Genomic DNA, 19,817 nt, shown 5'->3' with positions numbered 1-19,817 from the left:
ATTCATAGCTGGATATTATCCATATTTTTATCTTTGTCGCTCTTAATTGAATTATAGTACAATGACTACAAATTTTATAGAAGAATTACGTTGGAGAGGAATGTTGCACGATGCGATGCCTGGTACCGAAGAATACCTAATGGAGCAAATGAGATCTGCCTATGTGGGATTTGATCCTACAGCAGATTCATTGCATATCGGTAACCTGGTTCCTATCATGTTGCTGGCACATTACCAGAGAGCAGGGCATAAGCCTTTTGCATTGGTTGGTGGTGCTACAGGTATGATCGGTGATCCTTCGGGGAAATCGGCAGAGCGTAATCTACTGGATGAAAAAACACTTCGCCATAACCAGGAGGCTATAAAATCACAACTTAGTAGATTTTTGGATTTTGAAAGCGATACTCCCAATGCAGCTGTATTGGTCAATAACTACGATTGGATGAAAGAGTTCTCATTTCTAGAGTTTATTAGAGATGTGGGTAAGCATATAACAGTAAATTATATGATGGCCAAGGATTCTGTTAAGAATCGAATTTCGTCAGAATCTTCAGAAGGGATGTCATTTACAGAATTTACATACCAACTGGTGCAAGGATATGACTTTTTACATTTGTATAGAGCACATACATGTACTTTGCAAATGGGAGGTAGCGATCAGTGGGGTAATATTACTACAGGAACCGAACTGATCAGAAGAATAGCTGGCGGAAAAGGATATGCCTTAACTTGCCCGTTGATTACGAAGTCTGACGGGTCTAAATTTGGTAAATCTGAAGGCGGAAATGTATGGTTGGATGCAAAGCGAACATCACCATATAAATTTTACCAATACTGGTTAAATACCAGTGATGAAGATGCCGAAAAATACATTAAGATTTTTACGTTTTTAACCGAAGTGGAAATAAAAACCTTGGTGGCTGCTCATAAAGAAGCTCCGCATCAGCGAATTTTACAAAAGAAACTAGCCGATGAGGTTACTGTTATTGTACATTCTCAGGAAGATCTTGATAACGCTATTAAAGCATCTGCAATTCTCTTCGGAAAATCTACATCTGAAGATCTAAAAGGTTTGGATGAAGCTACTTTTTTAGATGTTTTTGATGGAGTGCCACAAGCCGAGATTGCAAAAGATATGATCGCTAATGGTATGGATATGATTGGTGCTCTGGCAGAACACACAGGATTTCTTAAATCGAATGGCGAAGCCAGAAGAGCACTGAAAGAAAATTCTATCTCGGTAAATAAAGAAAAGGTTAGCGATAGTTATTCGATATCTAATAATGACTTGATCAACGATCAGTTTGTTTTATTACAACGTGGTAAGAAAAACTATTTTGTGATCAGGGTAGTATAAAATGTGAGTAGAATCTATTTAAGGATACTACATCAAATTGGTTTAAAAATAGAATATTAAAAAAAGGAGAGGAATATTTAATATTCCTCTCCTTTTCTAATTAATGATTATTCTTTTTACTTATAGTATCGTTTTATAACACTTAGATCTCTACTACTTAATGCTCTACGTTGTACATTAAAAGTACTTCCGTTTTTTCTTACGATTGTAGGCTTTCCATTTTTACTAAAAAAATAAGAACCATACATCATGATAGATCCAATATCAAACGTTGAGGTTCTCACTGAAGAAGAAGATCTTTTATTAAAATTAGAAGCTTTACCACTTTGGATATTGTTAAAATTAACAGTAACATAGTTATCACGCTTAGGATGTTGTTGCTCATGATACATACCAATTGCATGTCCAATTTCATGAATAGTGTTTCCAGTAGAACAACCAGAAGCTAAGGTGATATTTTGTCTACCCCCCGTTCTTCCAACAGAAGAAGAACATCCTGATCCTGATCTAAAACGAATATAAGCTCTTTGGTTTGTTCTTTTTACGAATCGTATTTTGGTTTTACTTTCCCAGTGATTAATCGCGCTAGTTACACGACCTTTGTTTGGTAGATTACTATCAACGGTATAATGAATGTAGTAATAGCTTCCTGATTTAGGCCAATGCCTATTTCTTCGGATCACTCCTTTTTCTAAAATGTTAGTTTCTTCTACCTGTTCGGGAGATAATATCATATCACCAAGGATAAGGTTATTATCTACTTCGTTAAATTCTGTTTCCTCACCAAAAAACATTTTGGTAACTTTTTTTTCATTTCCTGTTAATGGATAAACTTCTGCAGAAGCTTCTGATTTAGAAGATTCCTGATTAATTTCTGTAGTTACAGATTCATCTTCTGTTTGGCAATTGGTAAATAGTAATACAGATAATGTAAGAACCGACAGGCTTAACAATTTACTAGTTTTCATAATGTAAAATTTAAGTTGAATTTGTGTTTATATGTAGAAATTAACGATCAATAGACACTTGATATTGTATTTGAATCGATTTGAAAATTTATTTTTATGTCTGTAAATCAAGTGTTTAGCATAATAGAATTATGGTTGTCTTGTAATGAAGAATTGAATTGTATTAAAAAACAGACACTTACCTGTTTTTGTTATAATCGAAAAAGTTTTATTTGTTTTTCGATAAATTTTAAAGATAAGTATATATAAAACAAAAACAGGTAAGTATGCACCTACCTGTTTTCTTCAAAGAAATTAATTTTATTAATTGGTATACTAGTTCCTAATGTTCAATTTAATTTATTGCTAAATATAATTTACGGACTATTTGCCTAGAAATAGAGTTAATTTCTTTGTTCTGGCTTTGTTACATTTCTATAACAAACCCCATTTCTTTTAACTAAAAATTTAAAGAAATCATTTGTTAACCATTAGCTAAAGTAGCTCTATTAGCATTCATAAAATATGACAAATATCAGTTTTTGAACTTTAGGCTGTTAAATTTTTGATCCCATTTCAGAAATGTAGCGCCTAGATGTATGGCTTCATTTCTTGTTTTCGTTTTTTGAGTTGTCTTTCCAGATCACTAAGCGTTTCTTTAAAAGCAAATTCAAAATTTTTTTCATTAGATGTAGCATATAGTTTTGGTCCTGGTAAACTTAACTCTACATCACAGATTTTACCTTTTCCTTTTGGGTCATTTTCTTTTTTAAAAAACACATCCGATTTAATTATCCAGTCATATTTTTTGAATAATTTATTTAGTTTTTCATGTACATAACCTTCCATAGTTTCACTAGTTGGCATTTGCACAAATTGAATATTGATTTGCATTTTTTTTATATTTTATGGTTCTTAATTGTTAGATCTATACTACTCTGTATTAGTATAAAATTCACATAGTTTCTGAGCTTCATTAGAGCTAGTATTTTGATCTAATCTCTATGCTAAAATAAAGACTAGCATCTTTTTTAAATATGACAAATATCATTCCGAAAATCAGTCTTTTCGACGAAATTCGATAAAAATATGTATATATGTCTAAACATGTATTATGGATGTTTTTTACTACTGTTCTTATATCTTGTGCAGATAAAGAAGAAGAAATTAAATCGGCAACTCTTAAAATGACTAATGACTCTATAAATTATTGCCGTCAGAAAAATCTGTGGAGTCAACAGATAGGTTCTAAAATAGAGTATAATGCTAAAAAACTTGCTTATCAACTTTCTACAAATTCTTTGAGTCTATTAAAAAATAAGTACGATAGAACCCGAGAAGACCTTAAGACCTGGTTACAACTAGCAAAAAACAATTATAAATGATTTTGATTATAATTGGAAGTATACTAATACTGTTAACTGTGATATCTATAGTGGGGATAGTATCGTTTAATGCTTCTATAGAAAAAGAAAAAGTACTATTATTCGATAAAAATAGAGAAATAGATGCAAAAATTACTCTGAAAGACTTGGATGATTTTCCTGATCTAATGAAAAATTACCTTAGCAAAGTCAAAATTGTAGGAAAATCAAAATACTGCAATGCTATTTTCACCCAAAAAGGACAGATCAGAACGAATCCAGAAAAAAAATGGTTACCATTTTTTGCTACGCAATACATGTCTTCTAACAACTTTGGGTTTATATGGAAAGCAAAAGCATTACCTATGCTAATCAGAGATAAATATACTAATGGTAAAGGTGAAGTAAAAGTGAGTGTATTGGGATTGAAAAATATAGTTCTGTTTTCGGGTCAAAAAGTAGATCAAAGTTCATTGGGGCGGTATTTGGGAGAACTTATCTGGTTTCCGATAGGTTTTCTAAACTCTGATATTTCCTGGGAGGCGATAGATTATAGAACGATAAAGGCTACTGTCGTAAAGGAGAATCATACTCTTGAAGGCTTTTTTATATTTAACCAAAATGGGATGATCGATCATTTTAAAACCAAAAGATATCGAGATACAGAATTGGAAGATTTTATTGGAGAATTAGGAGAATATGAAGATTATAATGGATTGTTGATTCCGAATACGATGACTGCAATCTGGGATCTTAAAAAAGGGAAACAGAAGTATTTTAAAGCTACTATTCTTGATTACAAATTAATGAACTAACGGCACATGTCGAAACAAACTATCTAGAATTGGATCAACTTATAGAAAAATAGTTTATAGCTCTATTAAGCTCTCATAAAGATAACAACGAGAATCAAATACAAACAGATATTAAAATACTATATGTTTTTTAGGTAGTCGAGCACAAATAAAATATATAGTATTGTATATTTACTAAAAACGTAGTGTATGTCTTCTCAATCCCGTTTGGATCGTGCTTATAAAAATGCCAAAGTAATTCCGTTTGATGATACGTCTAAGTTCATCTTTTTTAGTGATTGTCATCGGGGAGATAATAGTTTTGCAGATGAGTTTGCTAATAATCGCAATATTTATTTCCATGCTTTGAAACATTATTATACCGAAGGATTTACCTATTGTGAATTAGGTGATGGAGATGAACTGTGGGAGAATTTAAGTTTCGAAACCATATTTAGAGCACATAAAGATATATACGAGTTATTACAATTATTTCACGAAGACTATAGATTAAATTTGATTTGGGGTAATCATGATATGGTATATCGGGATCCAAAATATGTTAAAAAGCATCTTAGTTCTTATTTTGATCAAAAAACAGATACAGATAAAGAAGTTCCTTTGTTTCCTGATATAAAATATAATGAAGCTATTGTGTTGAAACATAAGAATACAGGGCAGGAAGTTTTCCTGATTCATGGTCACCAGGCAGATTTTATGAATTATATAGGCTGGAGAATAAATAGATTTCTTGTACGAGTTTTATGGAAACCGCTTCAGGTAGTAGGAATTGCAGACCCAACCAGTCCTGCAAAAAACTACAAAGAAACGATACGAATAGAACGTAGAATCAAAAAATGGATTGCTAATAACAAGAATTTGTTAACGATTATAGGTCATACTCATCGACCTAGATTTCCGGAAGCAGGAGAACTAGCACTGTTTAATGATGGGAGTTGTGTTCATCCCAGATCTATTACAGGAATAGAAATCGAAAATGGGAGTATCACCTTGATGAAGTGGCAAATTTCGACAACAGAAGACGGGACATTAAAAATCATTAGAGTTCCTCTAGAAGGACCTCAAAAACTTACTGAGTTTATTACAGAATAGATGATCTTATTTGATGCAAAGTATTCAATACATAATTGATAAAATCCCGATACGCCATAATCCGGTATCATATTTTATGTTTTTAGGTGTGTTTTTAGGAATACTACTAAGTTTGGTAATTCTTTTTAGAACCTCAAAAAATACTGCCTTTAGAATATATGGGTGGTCTTTATTGCTGCAATCTATTATTGCAATTGATGTTTTTTTATGCTATACAGGGCTGTTAAAATATGTACCCCATGTAAATGATAGTACCGAGCCACTGGTATTGCTTTTGGGACCATCAATATATTTGTTTATTTATGCACTTCTCGAACGAGATTCAATTACTTTTAAGAAGTATTGGATTCATGTTTTGCCATCTGCAGTATATTTTTTGTCTCAGATAACATATTATATACAGCCTGTTTCTGTAAAGATTAATGCATATTTGGGAGCATATTTTTCAGAAATGCAAAGAGTCCCTGTTCCGGATAATATCAATTATTCTTACCTATGGATAAAAGATGAATTTAGATGGCTCGTATTATCCAGTTTTATCATTTATATCATACTATCTATACGACTTATAGTAAGGCATTTTTATACTAGTAAAACTAAAAATGCAAATAGTATAAAAGTTAATAAATATGATTTTTCTAGAAATACGATTATTGGATTTTTGGCAACATTTATCCTTGTGTTTTTAGTATTTCTAAATTTTGAAGATGATGCAGGAGATCATTATATTTTTATCTTTCTTACCTCACTTATTTTAATTACAACTTTTGTGCTACTTTCAGAATCGAGATTCTTTGAAAACTCGTGGATAGCTGACAAGTATGAGACTTCAAAAATTAAGAATGATCAAAACTCTATAAAAGAAATAAAATCGTATATCAAAGACGAAGGATATTATTTGTTGCCTACAGCTTCATTAAAAGATTTGGCAAAAAGCTTAGGATCCAATTCTAATTATATTTCTCAAATTATAAATGCAAATACGAATCTGAATTTTAATGATTTTATAAATCAATATCGAATTGAAGAATCGAAAAAAAGGTTATTAGATAAAAATTATGATCATCTCACCATTGAAGCTATTGGTAATTCTGTTGGTTTTAAATCAAAGGCCACATTCTATAACGCTTTTAAAAAACATGTAGAAATGTCTCCAAAAGCATTTGTGAAATTTCAAAAATCTGTTTCTTAAGATTAAACACCAGTAAAAAGTGTCTAAAATTATAATTCTAGACGCAATACTCTTTTTTTAATACCTGGTTATAAGCAAAATACTTCACTTTTGGCAAAACAAATTTTATAAGTATTATGGAGAAACAAATTCGTCGATATGATCTCGACTGGTTACGAGTTATTGTATTTGGATTATTGATTTTTTATCATGTAGGAATGTTTTTTGTGCCTTGGGGCTTTCATATTAAAAACAACATAATTTATGATTGGCTTCGCTGGCCTATGCTTTTTTTAAATCAGTGGCGTTTGCCTATTTTATTTGTGATATCGGGTATGGGGACTTATTATGCGCTTTCTTCTCGAAATTTATGGCAATTCAATCTAGAACGTATTAAAAGACTGGCAATTCCATTACTCTTTGGGATGTTATTTATTGTCCCTCCACAGGTATATTTTGAACGTATGGCAAACCATCAGTTTTCTGGTTCGCTAGTAGAATATTTTACTACCATAGCATATGCTGGAATATATCCAGAAGGAAATTTTAGTTGGCACCACCTCTGGTTTTTACCTTATCTTTTGATATTTTCATTAGTGCTTTCACCAGTATTTATCTGGATCAAAAAAAATCCGACCAAACTAATTATTTGGGTCAGGAAAAATGTGCAAAAAAAATATGGATTATATCTTTTTATTATTCCATTATATTTAACGGAAGCATTTTTAGAACCTTTTTTTCCTGTCACTCACGCCTTGATCGATGATTGGTTCAATTTTATAAATAGCTTCATTTTATTTTTCTTTGGATTTGTTCTCATTGCATCTGGAAAAGAATTCTGGAATAGTATAGATCGAATAAAATCTAAAGCACTAACTATAGGGGTTATTACATTTAGTACACAAATATGGATATGGTTACAATTAGAGGATAGTACATTGGTACATTTCTCTGAAGCATTGGTTAAAGTAATTAATTTATGGTCCTGGATTTTGGTACTATTTGGGTATGGAGCAAAATTCTTAAATAGGAAGAGTAAAAAATTAGCATACTGTAACCGTGCAGTGTATCCTTTTTATATTCTACATCAAACGATTATGATTGCGATAGGGTATTATGTTATGAATCTGGATTGGGGATTTTTACCTAAGTTCTCAGTATTAATTTTTGGTACATTTTTAGGCAGTTGGATGATCTATCATTTAATCATTTTAAGAATACCTGTTTTACACCCGTTTTTTGGACTAAAAAAACCCTATGTTTAAGGAGTAAACTCCTTAAACATAGGGTTTTTGTATTATTAAGTAATATACTTATTCTATATTAAGTACCGATTCGATTTGAGGAGCATATTTTTTAATCGTCATTTCTACTCCAGATTTAAGAGTCATTTGATTTACACTGCACCCTACACATGCGCCTTCTAATTGAACCTTAACGATCTTATCATCTTCAATAGAAATTAAAGAAATATTTCCTCCATCACTCTCCAAAAACGGCCTTATTTCATCTAGGGCCTTTTCTACATTAATTTTTAATTCTTCAGAAGTCATTTTCTATTTTTTTACAGCAGAACAGCCTGCCATTGTTGTTATTTTAATTGCTTCGGTTGGAGGTAGATTATCATTTCTGTTCACTACTTCCTGAACCACATTTTTTGTCAATTCTTCAAAGGCTTTTTCTATTGGTGTTGCTGTCTGTAATGCTGCAGGTCTACCTGCATCTCCAGCTTCACGTATACTTTGCACTAATGGAATCTCTCCCAAAAATGGAACATCGAGATCCTCTGCAAGGTATTTAGCTCCTTCTTTACCAAAGATATAATATTTATTGTTAGGAAGCTCTTCTGGTGTAAAATATGCCATATTTTCTATAATCCCGAGGACAGGTACATTAATACTGTCTTGTTGAAACATAGCTACTCCTTTTCTGGCATCTGCTAATGCTACATTTTGAGGAGTACTAACTACTACTGCTCCCGTTATTGGCAGTGACTGCATAATAGACAAATGTATATCTCCTGTACCAGGTGGTAAATCGATTAACATAAAATCGAGCTCTCCCCATGCGGCATCAAAAATCATTTGATTTAATGCTTTTGCTGCCATTGGCCCTCTCCAAACTACCGCCTGATCTGGTTGGGTGAAAAATCCAATAGATAAAATCTTAACTCCATAATTTTCTATGGGCTTCATTTTAGATTTTCCATCCTCTTTTACAGAAAGAGGTCGTTCGCGTTCTACATCAAACATTATAGGAACAGAAGGGCCGTAGATATCTGCATCTAATACACCAACTTTAAATCCCATTTTGGCCAAAGTTGCAGCAAGATTAGAGGTTACTGTAGATTTACCTACACCTCCTTTACCAGAAGCTACTGCAATAATATTAGTAATTCCCGGGATAGGTTTTCCTTTAATCTCGTTGTTTTGTGGTTGAGCAGCAGGCGCTTCGACTTTGAGGTTAACTTTAACCTTTGCTTTCTCATATACTTTCTCATGAATAACTTTCATTACATCTACTTCTGCACGTTTACGAATATGTAATGCTGGGGTGGTTAAAACTAAATCTACAATGACCTCGTCACCAAAAGTAATTACATTTTTTACAGCACCACTTTCTACCATGTTCTTACCTTCGCCAGCCACAGTGATAGTCTCTAATGCTTTTAAGATATCCGATTTCTCTAACTTCATGAGTATTATTTCTTTTTCTAACTAATTTGATCAATTCAGATTGATCCTAAGTACAAAGATAGGTCGAAAAGTTAAGATTATAAAGCCTATAAATTGAAATGATTTATAGCAGTATCGCTATTGATTATATCCTAATATTTGTAAATTTTTGAAAAATTAGGAGATTAGAAGGATTATAACTCTTTCATAGGGTCCCAAAACAGTTTTTCGAAATCTATAATTTGGTTATCTACAACTTCAACACCTTCATTTTCTAGTAACTGTTGCATTAGATTAGTGCCTTGAAAATGATGTTTTCCGGTAAGAATTCCTTTTCTATTTACAACACGGTGGGCAGGAACATCTTCACGGCCTCCGCAGGCATTCATAGCCCAACCTACCATTCGAGCACTACGTGCTGCACCCAAACATTTTGCGATAGCTCCATAAGAAGTGACTCTACCGTATGGAATAAGTTTGGCAACTTCATATACTCTTTCAAAAAAATTTGTGTCAGATTCTGATCCGGTATCTATATCATTTTTCTTTACTCCCATGTATATATAATTCTTGCTAAGGTTATCACTACTAGAATCAACATTAATATTCCCATAAAATAATTAGAGTATTTGGCAATAGATGCAGTTTTCTTTTCGATTTTAAGGAAAGAAAATACATAAAAATAGAGGGTTACAAAGGTTCCTGCTCCAGCCGCTATGATAAAAGCAGTAATTCGCAGGGTATCGTATTCTATTTTTCCACTAACACTCATTCCTGCGGCAATAGCACAGAAATAGGGTATGGGTAATACATTAATTGCAGACATCATAACACCTTTAAAAAAGCTTCTGGTGTCATTATTTCGATATACTTTTATTTTTGTGCTTTTTTGTTTTGCTTTTGCAAAAAAATAGATAGCCATGAAAAAAAAGATCACTGCTCCTGTACGAAGTAATATATTTCTAACATATGGATTGAAGAAAATATACTTGGCCAAAAGAATTGCTATTAATGCCTGAAATATTACAACTATTGATGCACCAATTGCAACTAAAATTCCATTATTTTTACCTCTCTCTAGGCAAGTTCTGGCTACTGTCATATTTACCAATCCAGGAGGAATTACTCCAACTAGTGATGCAAAAAATGTAACTAAAAATAGTTTGGTAGTTTCCAAAATTAATGAGGTAATTACGTGATCTTAAATTGGATGTAAGTTATAGGTTTATTTTGTTCTAAATATTGTTTTTCATAAAAAGTTTGAATCGAAGTTACAACTTCTGGAGACCCTTCATTGTGATACACATTATGATTAGAATAGAGTACATTATGCCCTTCGCCATGCAATAGTCCTAATGTGTATCCATGCATAAATTCGCTATCTGTTTTAAGATGTACAATGCCGTTTGGTTTTAGGATTTTTTTATAACGTTGTAAAAAATCATGATTGGTTAATCGATGTTTTGTACGTTTATATTTGATCTGTGGATCTGGGAAGGTAATCCATATTTCATCAATCTCTTGTTTTTCAAAAATATGATCGATTAATTCTATTTGAGTTCTTATAAACCCTACGTTAGACATCTCATTTTCTATTGCGGTTTTCGCTCCTCGCCAAAAACGTGCCCCTTTAATATCAATACCAATAAAATTTTTATCAGGATATTTTTCTGCTAGCCCTACGGTATACTCTCCTTTACCACAACCTAACTCTAGAACGATTGGATTTTGGTTTTTGAAAAAATTATCATTCCATTTTCCTTTATATCCTAATGTATTATTGATTACATCCTCTCTAGTAGGTTCTACTACATTATGAAAGGTTTTGTTTTCGTTAAATCGTTTTAATTTATTCTTACTACCCACTGATCCTCTTAATTTCTTTACTTACTTGTCTTTTAAATTCGATTTGTGTTACACTAACTCTTTTCGATATTGTCTTTTTCAATACGGTTGATGTAATTTTTTATATAGAATATCTGTATTTGTTATCATTCAGATTCAATTAAATAATCAATACATTCTTGTTTTTGAATATAAAATTTCACTTAAGATAATTTTTTGGTAAAATTAAGGAAATATATGCATAAGAAAATAGGATTACTTTTATTATTAAGAATCAAATTGATAGTTACTATAACAACTTAAATACTAGAACGTTTGAATAAAAAAGTACTTGTTGCTCCTCTTAATTGGGGACTAGGTCATGCAACCCGATGTATTCCTATTATCAATGCATTACTAGCAGAAGGTTTAGAGCCTGTTATTGCTTCTGATGGGGTTGCCTTATCACTATTAAAGAAGGAGTTCCCTATGCTACTTACCAAAGAACTCCCTTCTTATAATATAGAGTATTCTAAAAAAGGGAGTAATTTCAAATTAAAGATGTTGTTAAACAGTCCTAAAATTGCTCATGCAATTAGTGCTGAAAAAAAGGCAATAAAAAAAATCATTGAAGAGGAAAATTTTTGTGGTATTATCTCTGATAACAGAATGGGAGTACGACATAAGAGTATTCCTTCGGTATTTATTACGCATCAACTTACTGTATTAAGCGGAAAAACTACTTCTATTAGTACTAAACTACATAATAAGTATATTAAAAAATTTGATGTGTGTTGGGTTCCTGATATGGCAGATGATCCTAATCTTAGTGGTGAGTTAGGGCATCCTAAGAGAAACAATATTCCTGTGACTTATCTTGGGCCGTTAAGTAGATTTGAGTATCAAATTGTGCCTAAAAAATATGATATTATGGTATTGCTTTCTGGCCCAGAACCACAACGTACGCTATTAGAGCAAAAGCTGTTTTATGAATTTGAACAAAGTGATAAGAGGATTGTATTTGTACGTGGACTTATTGAAGAAACCCAACAGACGTATGTGAAAAATAATATTACTATTCATAATTATTTAACTGGAAAAGATCTGGAAGATACTATTAATAGTAGTAACCTGATTATTTCAAGATCTGGATATACAACAGTAATGGATCTTGCAAAATTGAAGAAAAAAGCTTTCTTTATACCAACTCCCGGACAGTTTGAGCAAGAATATCTTGCAGAGCGTTTAACGGTTAATAAGCTAGTTCCTAGTTGTAATCAGAACGAGTTTACATTAACAAAACTAAGGGATTTAAATGCATACAGAGGGTTAAGTAGTTTTAGTACCGATATTGACTATAGGGAACTTTTTCACTTTTTCCAAAGTAAATGAAAATTCGCTTCCCACTCGATAATCACTTTCTACATAAATGCGCTCATGATGTGCCTCGATAATGTGTTTTACAATAGCTAGCCCAAGACCAGATCCACCTTCTTTACGCGATCCACTTTTGTCTACACGATAAAAACGCTCAAACAATCGTGGAATATGGGCTTGCGCAATTCCTTCACCATTATCTGTAATTCTAACAATGGTTTTATTACGGATTAAATCTTCGATGCTTATTTCTGTAGTGCCATCTTCTTTTCCGTATTTTATTGAATTTACAATCAAATTAGAAAGTACTTGTTGTATACGTTCTTTATCGGCATGTACGAGTATAGGTTCTTCATAATTCATATCAAACGTAAGAGCAATGTTCTTTTTTGCAGCTTTCATTTCATATAAATCAAACACACTTTGTACTAATTCTACAATGTCAAAATTGGTATAATTAAGATTAAGATCACCTACTTCAAGTTTGGTAATCATATCCAGATCATTTACAATATAAATCAAGCGTTCAACTCCTTTGTTTGCACGATTTAAATATTTGTCAAGAATTTCGGGATCATCCATTGCGCCATCGAGGAGGGTAAGAATATACCCCTGAACAGTAAATAAGGGTGTTTTTAGCTCATGAGAAACGTTACCCATAAATTCTTTACGATAAGCTTCTCTAATTTTTAGAGTTTCGATCTCTGTTTTTCGTTGTTGGGCAAACTTTTCAACTTCTTTGATAAGAGTTCTCATATCTGTAGTTACAGGGCCTTCTCCGATAGAATCTACTTCCAGCATTTCGATATCATCATAGATTTTACGTACTCTACGATAAATAAACTTTTCTACCCTGTACTGAATAATGAGAAAACAAATTAGATAACAAAGCACTATAAAACCAATTATAATAAATGGATTAAACAGTGATTGAATGTATAAAAAAACGCTCAATGCGAGCGTTAATAATATGGTTATATATAAAGAAGATAGATATGCAAATCTATACGACTTTTTAAAGTTTTCTGCCATTAAACTACAAACTTATATCCTACTCCTTTAATAGTTTTAAAACTATTATCGCCGATTTTCTCTCTTAATTTTCTAATGTGCACATCAATTGTACGACCGCCTACAATGACCTCATTACCCCAAACCTTATCAAGAATATCTTCTCGCTTAAAAACCTTGCCAGGCTTAGAGGCCAATAAAGATAGTAATTCGAATTCTTTTCTTGGTAATACAATTTCTTTTTTGTCTTTAACAATTTTGTATTCATCTCTGTTAATGACCAAATTTCCTATTTTAACAACATTGTCTGAAGACTCTTCTTCTTTAAGTCTTCTTAATAGCGCTTTTACTTTACTTACTAAAACTTTTGGGCGAATGGGTTTTGTGATATAATCATCTGCTCCGGCATCAAAACCAGCAACTTGAGAATAGTCTTCGCCACGTGCTGTAAGGAAGGTGATGATTGTATTTTGCAAGTCTGGTAATTTTCTTATATGCTCACAGGCTTCTATACCATCCATCTCTGGCATCATTACATCAAGAATAATTAGATGTGGTTTTTTCTTTTTTGCAGCTTTTACAGCTTCAACACCATTTTCTGCAGTTATTACTGTATATCCTTCTGCAGTAAGGTTATACCCAACAATTTCTAAAATATCGGGTTCATCATCAACTAATAGTATCGTAATATCTTTTTTGTTCATTATAGTATAGCATTACATAACATTGGATAAATATACCACTTAATACGAAGTATACATATTTATATAGATTTGGTAACGATAAGCTAACATTAGTTGTGTGAGTAGATAACATTTGCTTAACGTGATGGTTTTTTGTGCCAAATTCATATAGTGAAGTTAAAAATAAAAAAGGCTAAACATCAATATATTTAGCCTTTTTTACAATTTTTATTAGTGGTGAGATCTACTATTTGTGTTCTCTATAGGTCTCTAACAAGTTCATTGTTGCGGTAATAAGATCTTTGGTTTCTAATAGTAATCCAAAATACAAGGTGGTGTTTTTTGGGCTATTTTCTTCAGTTCTCGTTCTAGCAACTTGTTTATCAATTTTTTGATTTACCTTATTAAAGAGTTCTTGTTTTTCATTAATAATGGTATCAATATGATCAAAGTCTCTATCACTAAATGCTTTTTTGATTTGCCCGAACAACTCATTTAATTGTTCTTCGATTTCTTTTAAATCTTTAATCTGATTAAATCGAAGTTTTTTATGATTGTTGTTTACATGTTTGTGACTTGCTTTAGTGATATATTCTAAAGACTGAGACATATCTTGTAGATACCCTAAAATATTAATATAAAAATTACTGGCACCTACACTAGACTCATCCAGATTCTTGATAAAGTAAAAAATATTGTCTCTTAGCTCTTCAACTTCCTCATCTAGTTTAGCAATTCCTTTTTTACTTTTCTTTAAGGCGATTAAATCATATTTCACAAGGCTTTCTATTGTGCTTGTGTAAATTTTATTTCCTCTGTTTACAAAGGATTTGATATTATCTGCACTTTCTTCGATAACTCCTTGAACAGAGCTGCTCTCAGAATTTTTAAGACTATCTTCTGCTTTCTCTGCTTTAACTCTCTTTCTATAATTAATAGTGTTTCTTACCAAAAGCAATACAGCAATAAGTAATAATACTGCAACCATTATAGGGCCACCAAGATTAATCAAAAACGCTACTGTTGCAGCTGCGACAAATGCACTTATAGCGGTAAAGAACCATCCGCCAATTACGTTAAGCACTCCTGCTACACGATATACTGCACTCTCTGTTCCCCAAGCTCTATCTGCTAATGAGGTACCCATTGCAACCATAAAAGTAACATAGGTTGTAGAAAGTGGTAATCCCATAGAAGTTGCAATAGAAATTAAGACTCCGGCAACCATAAGATTTACTGCAGCTCTTACCATATCAAATGCAGGCATTTCGTAGCTTTTATTCTTTGGTAAGTCTATAACGGGTTTAGTAAATCTTTTTTCTATAAACTCCATTGCAGGTTTTGGTGTAATAATACCTAGTCCCTGAGATATCAAAACGGTACTTCTTACAACACCTCTTGATAGAAAATTTGGTTTAAAACGTTCTTTGGCTTCTCCTTCTCTAGAAAGGTTAATTTCGGTATCGGCAACGTATCGAGCTTTTTTTGAAAACCATAATGTAAGTACCATTATTATTCCTGAACCAAATAGTAGTAAAGTTGGAGTGTCTACTTTTTTGGCTAAAACATCCATAGAAAACTCTGTAGCAGGAATACCAGAAGCTACCCAGGCTTCATAAGATTGCCAGCCCGCTATAGGTACACCAATAAAGTTTACCAAATCGTTACCCGAAAAAGCTAATGCTAATCCAAATGTACCTACAATAATGATAAGCTTATAGATATTTACTTTAAAGAAATTAATAAGTAGGTAAGATAATACTGACCACAATACAAAACCGGCAGCTACGATCTGAAATACATAGGTTTCTAAATATCCTCTTAAAGTCATTTTGATTGTTCCTGCATTACCATCTATCTTGAAAAGGTTTTTCTGAGCTTTTGCCAGTTCCTTTACATTTTCATACGTACTACCAAAATAAGTATTGGCCCAATCTAATAGCCCTTCAGGACCTCCATTATATACAACATCAACTATAGCTTTGGCGTAATTGGTTCCTTTAATTCCTTTCATGAAAATGAAATACAATAATGCAGTTAATGCAATTCCTCCGAATAAAGCACCAACCCATTTAGCTTTCTTTTCAAAATTATAGGATAGTAATAAACGAGTTATAAATTGTACAATAGCACCTACCGAGAATGCTATCACTACCGAGAGCAAAATACCACTAATAATTTTTGTTGCTGTCTTGGTGTTAATGTAATTTCCTAAATCAGAAAAAGCTAACCCTTGATCCGCTCCAATTTTAATTAGTGCAATAGATACTGCTGCTCCCAAAAGATTAAATACAATAGATACCGTTGTCGAAGTTGGCATCCCCAGCGTGTTAAAAAAATCGAGAAGGAGAATGTCGGTAATCATAACTGCCATAAAAATGATCATGATTTCATCAAAATAAAATTCACCAGGATTAAAAATTCCTTTTCTCGCTACTTCCATTAATCCACTAGAGAAAACGGCTCCAGCTGCAATACCAATACTGGCAACAATCATTATTGTTCTAAAAGAAACTGCTTTAGAACCAATAGCAGAATTTAAGAAGTTAACAGCATCATTACTAACTCCCACAATAAGGTCGGCAACCGCTAATATTGCTAGCGCGACTACCATTAATAAATAAATATTATCCATACTTTTTGTTTAAGGTGCAAATATTATAATCAATTCTCAGCTTAATGTTACCAAACTGTTATGTATTAGCTTGTGATTTAGAAATGTATATCAAATTGTAATCTATACATTAACCCACTACCATTACCATCTTCAGTGGTATAACTTATATCGGATTGAACTTTTAAGTTATGACCAGCTACATATTTTGATACCCCAAGGGTATATTGTTCTTCAAGATTTTTTCCAACAATTGCATCATAATTAAGATTGGTATAGCGTCCTGCTATTTCCCAATTACTTTTAAACAAATATCCAGCTTGAAGATTTATCGCATTACCAACCTGAACTATATCTCCAGTTGGTGTTCCATCTTCTTCTACTGCAATTGCTTCATCAGCTTCTCTATCGGCAAACTCTCCCATAAAAGAAAACCCTTTGTACTTAAACATAGCATCTACAAATATGGTAGAGATATTAGTCTCGTAAAAACCAGTACTGGTTTGCATATAAGATCCTTGATTACTTCTGTTTTTTACAGCATCGGCATTAAGGTCATAAGTAGCTGCCAGCATTAATTTAGGAGTTTGTTCTCTCTTAAGATCTCCTCCTTTATAATCTCCTTTACTTTTAAATTTGCCAAAAGGTAACAATTCTAGCCTTCCTGTATATTGATGACCGCCTAAATTTCCACTGGTAATATTTCTTCCTTCTCCCTGGGAAACTGCAAAAATTTCTCTAATGATGAATTTATCTGATAATTTAAAATGATGTCTTAACTGTATTCCTAAATCACGATCTATATTAAAACGACTATTTAACCTAGAACGATCTACTAATTGCAAGTTTGCCGAAGAAATAACACGTTCTACGTTCCCTGGCAATTTTGTTTGTCCGGCCCAAAGTGTAAAGTTTTTATAGAAATTCCACTTTATAACGGCATCTAGAATATAACGTGGAGCATTGCTAGTGAATTCTGAAGCTCCAGAAATATCTCTATTAGATACCCCCAATTCTATTTTATATTTAATTTTTGGGCTATAAGCAAAACCGCTAAATTTTAAACGTGCTCTTCTTACGAGGAAGTTGGTTTCTGGCTTGCTATAATTATTATCGTTAATATCCCAACCGGTAGTAGAAAGTAATTGAAATCTGGTTGCAAATTTCATGCTCCACGAGCTATCTTTGGCAACGACATTTAAGATTCCTTTTCCAAATTTGGTCTCAGTAGTTTCTTGAGCATTTACAAAACAAAGCGTAAATAGAACTAACGCTGTTAGTGTATTCTTTAATTTCATAATCGATACTAGTTTTTGTCGCTTGCAAAGAACCTGTACCAATGTTAAGTTAATGTTAACTTAATGTTTTATAATGATTATATTAAAATGTTTTTTTTAAGTATTTATGCAAAAACGAAAAAGGCTAACCGTTTTCGGTTAGCCCTGTATTTCAAAAATCTAAGTCGACAAAAACTAATATGATTTTTTGAAACTACAAATGTCGTCTTACGACTCGCCAAAAATATTTTATTTGGCGAGTTTTTATGTTACCAAAACTTTAAGCTATCGTTAAAAGTGGCTCTATATAAGACTTAACACGTACCCCAAAAGTGATCCTCCAAGTACAATCCACATGGGATTTACTTTCTTAAACCCAAAAATCATAATAACACCTATCAAAGCAATAAGTATTGCTTTCCAGTCGATTAAGGTATCTAAAGACATTGTAAACAATACCGATAACATGATAGAAACTGCAGCAATATTGACAGTGTCGAGAAAATAGCTAAGTATTTTGGATTTTCTCATTTTGGGTACTAATGGATTAAGAAGTAATACAAAAAGAAAAGAAGGAAGAAAGATTCCTAGTGTAGCTGCTATGGCTCCCCAAAATCCAGCTAATTGATAACCAATAAAGGTTGCGGTAGATAAAACAGGACCTGGTGTAAATTGACCAACTGCAATGGCATCTATCAATTCTGATCTGGTTAACCAGCCTTTTGTAACTAATTCTGCATCTAGATATGCAAATAAAACATAACCACTACCATATAATATAGCACCAACTTTAAAAAATGTCCAAAGAACTTTTATAGAAGAAAGTTTAATAAAAGTAAATGTAGAAATTTTAAATATGAAGAATGGGGCAATGGATTTGGGTGAGGTATTTAGTTTAGATTTAGAATAAAAATATAGTGCTCCAAAAAGACCTGCGCTTAATAATGCAATAACTTCATTTACTCCCAATAAACTAATAATTAGTACTAAAACTCCAATTATACCTAGTTCCCAGTTTTTTAATGCTTTTTTTCCTAATTTTAGAATTGCCGATAAAATAATAGCAAGTACGGCGGGTTTGATACCAAAAATAAAAGGAGTTACCTCGGGTAGCTTTCCATAAGAAGTATAAAACCAGGCCAACACTCCTGTAATAACTACTGCGGGAAAAACAAAACAGGCTCCGGCAACAAATAGACCAGCAGTTCCTGCACGCTCATGCCCACAATGCATGGTCATTTCGGTAGAATTGGGACCAGGAATTAGATTAGTGGCTCCGATAAGATCCAGAAAATGTTGTTTATCCATCCATTTTCTTTTATCTACTACTTCATTTTCCATCATGGCAATATGTGCTGCCGGACCACCAAAAGCAAAACAACCTAGTTTAAAAAAAACAATAGCAACCTCAATAAGTCTTTTCTTGTTATTCATTTAAATATAATAAACCTATAAAATGACACAGAATAATTTAACGTCATCAAAAGTATAAATATAATACTGGTCATGATAATAAAAATAAGACTGGATTGATAATTTTAAATATTACAAAGGAGAGTTTTTTAGCAAGCTAAACAAATGAAAATAAGTATATTACGGGATTAATGTTA

Annotated in this window: 19 protein-coding genes; 7 read left to right on the top strand and 12 right to left on the bottom strand. The window is 32.4% G+C overall.

Annotation, left to right across the window (positions count from 1 at the left end; all coding sequences use genetic code 11):
- Positions 1–61: 61 nt before the first annotated feature.
- Positions 62–1,357: a tyrosine--tRNA ligase gene (gene tyrS / locus NNL09_RS05640; protein ID WP_196909401.1), complete on the top strand. Its 1,296-nt coding sequence runs from the start codon at positions 62–64 to the stop codon at positions 1,355–1,357.
- 116 nt (positions 1,358–1,473) lie between these two features.
- Here the strand turns inward: tyrS and NNL09_RS05635 are convergent, their stop codons facing one another.
- Together NNL09_RS05635 and hpf are read right to left on the bottom strand one after the other, a co-directional pair.
- Positions 1,474–2,325: a M12 family metallopeptidase gene (locus NNL09_RS05635; protein ID WP_196909400.1), complete on the bottom strand. Its 852-nt coding sequence runs from the start codon at positions 2,323–2,325 to the stop codon at positions 1,474–1,476.
- A gap of 570 nt (positions 2,326–2,895) precedes the next feature.
- Complete coding sequence (hpf, locus tag NNL09_RS05630; RefSeq protein WP_024768211.1) at positions 2,896–3,198, bottom strand: ribosome hibernation-promoting factor, HPF/YfiA family; 303 nt, start codon at positions 3,196–3,198, stop codon at positions 2,896–2,898.
- Positions 3,199–3,401: 203 nt separating this feature from the next.
- Here hpf and NNL09_RS05625 point away from each other — a divergent pair, with 203 nt between their 5' ends.
- The 5 genes from NNL09_RS05625 to NNL09_RS05605 all read left to right on the top strand — a co-directional run bounded on the left by NNL09_RS05625 (position 3,402) and on the right by NNL09_RS05605 (position 8,011).
- Positions 3,402–3,689 carry a hypothetical protein gene (locus tag NNL09_RS05625; protein WP_196909399.1) on the top strand — a complete coding sequence of 96 codons (288 nt, stop codon included), beginning with the start codon at positions 3,402–3,404 and terminating at the stop codon, positions 3,687–3,689.
- Positions 3,686–4,483, top strand: coding sequence for a DUF6544 family protein (locus NNL09_RS05620; protein ID WP_196909398.1), 798 nt, complete (start codon positions 3,686–3,688; stop codon positions 4,481–4,483). Before NNL09_RS05625 ends, NNL09_RS05620 begins: the two co-directional genes overlap by 4 nt.
- A 189-nt stretch (positions 4,484–4,672) precedes the next feature.
- On the top strand, positions 4,673–5,575 hold the full coding sequence (locus NNL09_RS05615) for a metallophosphoesterase family protein (RefSeq protein WP_196909397.1): 903 nt from the start codon (positions 4,673–4,675) through the stop codon (positions 5,573–5,575).
- 13 nt (positions 5,576–5,588) lie between these two features.
- Complete coding sequence (locus NNL09_RS05610; protein WP_196909396.1) at positions 5,589–6,767, top strand: AraC family transcriptional regulator; 1,179 nt, start codon at positions 5,589–5,591, stop codon at positions 6,765–6,767.
- Positions 6,768–6,883: 116 nt separating this feature from the next.
- Positions 6,884–8,011 (top strand): acyltransferase family protein, encoded by a 1,128-nt coding sequence (locus NNL09_RS05605; RefSeq protein WP_196909395.1) that lies wholly within the window; start codon positions 6,884–6,886, stop codon positions 8,009–8,011.
- A 48-nt stretch (positions 8,012–8,059) separates the two neighbouring features.
- On the opposite strand, the gene NNL09_RS05600 is transcribed toward NNL09_RS05605, so the two are convergent.
- The 5 genes from NNL09_RS05600 to trmB form a co-directional block, all read right to left on the bottom strand.
- The gene (locus NNL09_RS05600) at positions 8,060–8,299 is read right to left on the bottom strand and encodes a NifU family protein (RefSeq protein ID WP_025664402.1); all 240 of its coding nucleotides are present in this window, start codon (positions 8,297–8,299) and stop codon (positions 8,060–8,062) included.
- A 3-nt stretch (positions 8,300–8,302) separates the two neighbouring features.
- A complete protein-coding gene (locus NNL09_RS05595) occupies positions 8,303–9,442 on the bottom strand; it encodes an Mrp/NBP35 family ATP-binding protein (protein ID WP_196909394.1) in 1,140 nt (379 codons plus the stop codon).
- Positions 9,443–9,615: 173 nt separating this feature from the next.
- The gene (locus tag NNL09_RS05590; RefSeq protein ID WP_025664400.1) at positions 9,616–9,978 is read right to left on the bottom strand and encodes an MGMT family protein; all 363 of its coding nucleotides are present in this window, start codon (positions 9,976–9,978) and stop codon (positions 9,616–9,618) included.
- Positions 9,969–10,598 carry a LysE family translocator gene (locus tag NNL09_RS05585; RefSeq protein ID WP_025664399.1) on the bottom strand — a complete coding sequence of 210 codons (630 nt, stop codon included), beginning with the start codon at positions 10,596–10,598 and terminating at the stop codon, positions 9,969–9,971. The genes NNL09_RS05590 and NNL09_RS05585 overlap by 10 nt, the downstream gene beginning before the upstream one ends.
- A gap of 14 nt (positions 10,599–10,612) precedes the next feature.
- Positions 10,613–11,287 carry a tRNA (guanosine(46)-N7)-methyltransferase TrmB gene (gene trmB, locus NNL09_RS05580; protein ID WP_196909393.1) on the bottom strand — a complete coding sequence of 225 codons (675 nt, stop codon included), beginning with the start codon at positions 11,285–11,287 and terminating at the stop codon, positions 10,613–10,615.
- A 294-nt stretch (positions 11,288–11,581) separates the two neighbouring features.
- Here trmB and NNL09_RS05575 point away from each other — a divergent pair, with 294 nt between their 5' ends.
- Positions 11,582–12,637 carry a glycosyltransferase gene (locus NNL09_RS05575; RefSeq protein ID WP_025664397.1) on the top strand — a complete coding sequence of 352 codons (1,056 nt, stop codon included), beginning with the start codon at positions 11,582–11,584 and terminating at the stop codon, positions 12,635–12,637.
- Here NNL09_RS05575 and NNL09_RS05570 read toward each other — a convergent pair.
- The 5 genes from NNL09_RS05570 to chrA all read right to left on the bottom strand — a co-directional run bounded on the left by NNL09_RS05570 (position 12,575) and on the right by chrA (position 19,641).
- Entirely contained in the window at positions 12,575–13,654 is a 1,080-nt protein-coding gene (locus tag NNL09_RS05570) for a cell wall metabolism sensor histidine kinase WalK (RefSeq protein WP_025664396.1), read from the bottom strand. The genes NNL09_RS05575 and NNL09_RS05570 overlap by 63 nt on opposite strands.
- Entirely contained in the window at positions 13,654–14,337 is a 684-nt protein-coding gene (locus NNL09_RS05565; RefSeq protein WP_025664395.1) for a response regulator transcription factor, read from the bottom strand. The genes NNL09_RS05570 and NNL09_RS05565 overlap by 1 nt, the downstream gene beginning before the upstream one ends.
- 226 nt (positions 14,338–14,563) lie before the next feature.
- Positions 14,564–16,951 carry an inorganic phosphate transporter gene (locus tag NNL09_RS05560; RefSeq protein WP_196909392.1) on the bottom strand — a complete coding sequence of 796 codons (2,388 nt, stop codon included), beginning with the start codon at positions 16,949–16,951 and terminating at the stop codon, positions 14,564–14,566.
- 77 nt (positions 16,952–17,028) lie between these two features.
- Positions 17,029–18,228, bottom strand: coding sequence for a porin (locus NNL09_RS05555; RefSeq protein WP_109097267.1), 1,200 nt, complete (start codon positions 18,226–18,228; stop codon positions 17,029–17,031).
- A gap of 282 nt (positions 18,229–18,510) precedes the next feature.
- A complete protein-coding gene (chrA, locus tag NNL09_RS05550) occupies positions 18,511–19,641 on the bottom strand; it encodes a chromate efflux transporter (protein ID WP_196909391.1) in 1,131 nt (376 codons plus the stop codon).
- Positions 19,642–19,817 lie beyond the last annotated feature (176 nt).

Origin of the sequence: Aquimarina sp. EL_43, from assembly GCF_943422735.1 — a bacterium.
GTDB classification, from domain to species: Bacteria; Bacteroidota; Bacteroidia; order Flavobacteriales; family Flavobacteriaceae; genus Aquimarina; species Aquimarina megaterium.
The sequence above is the reverse complement of the archived record's forward strand: the minus strand, read 5'-3'. Positions and strand labels throughout refer to the sequence as shown.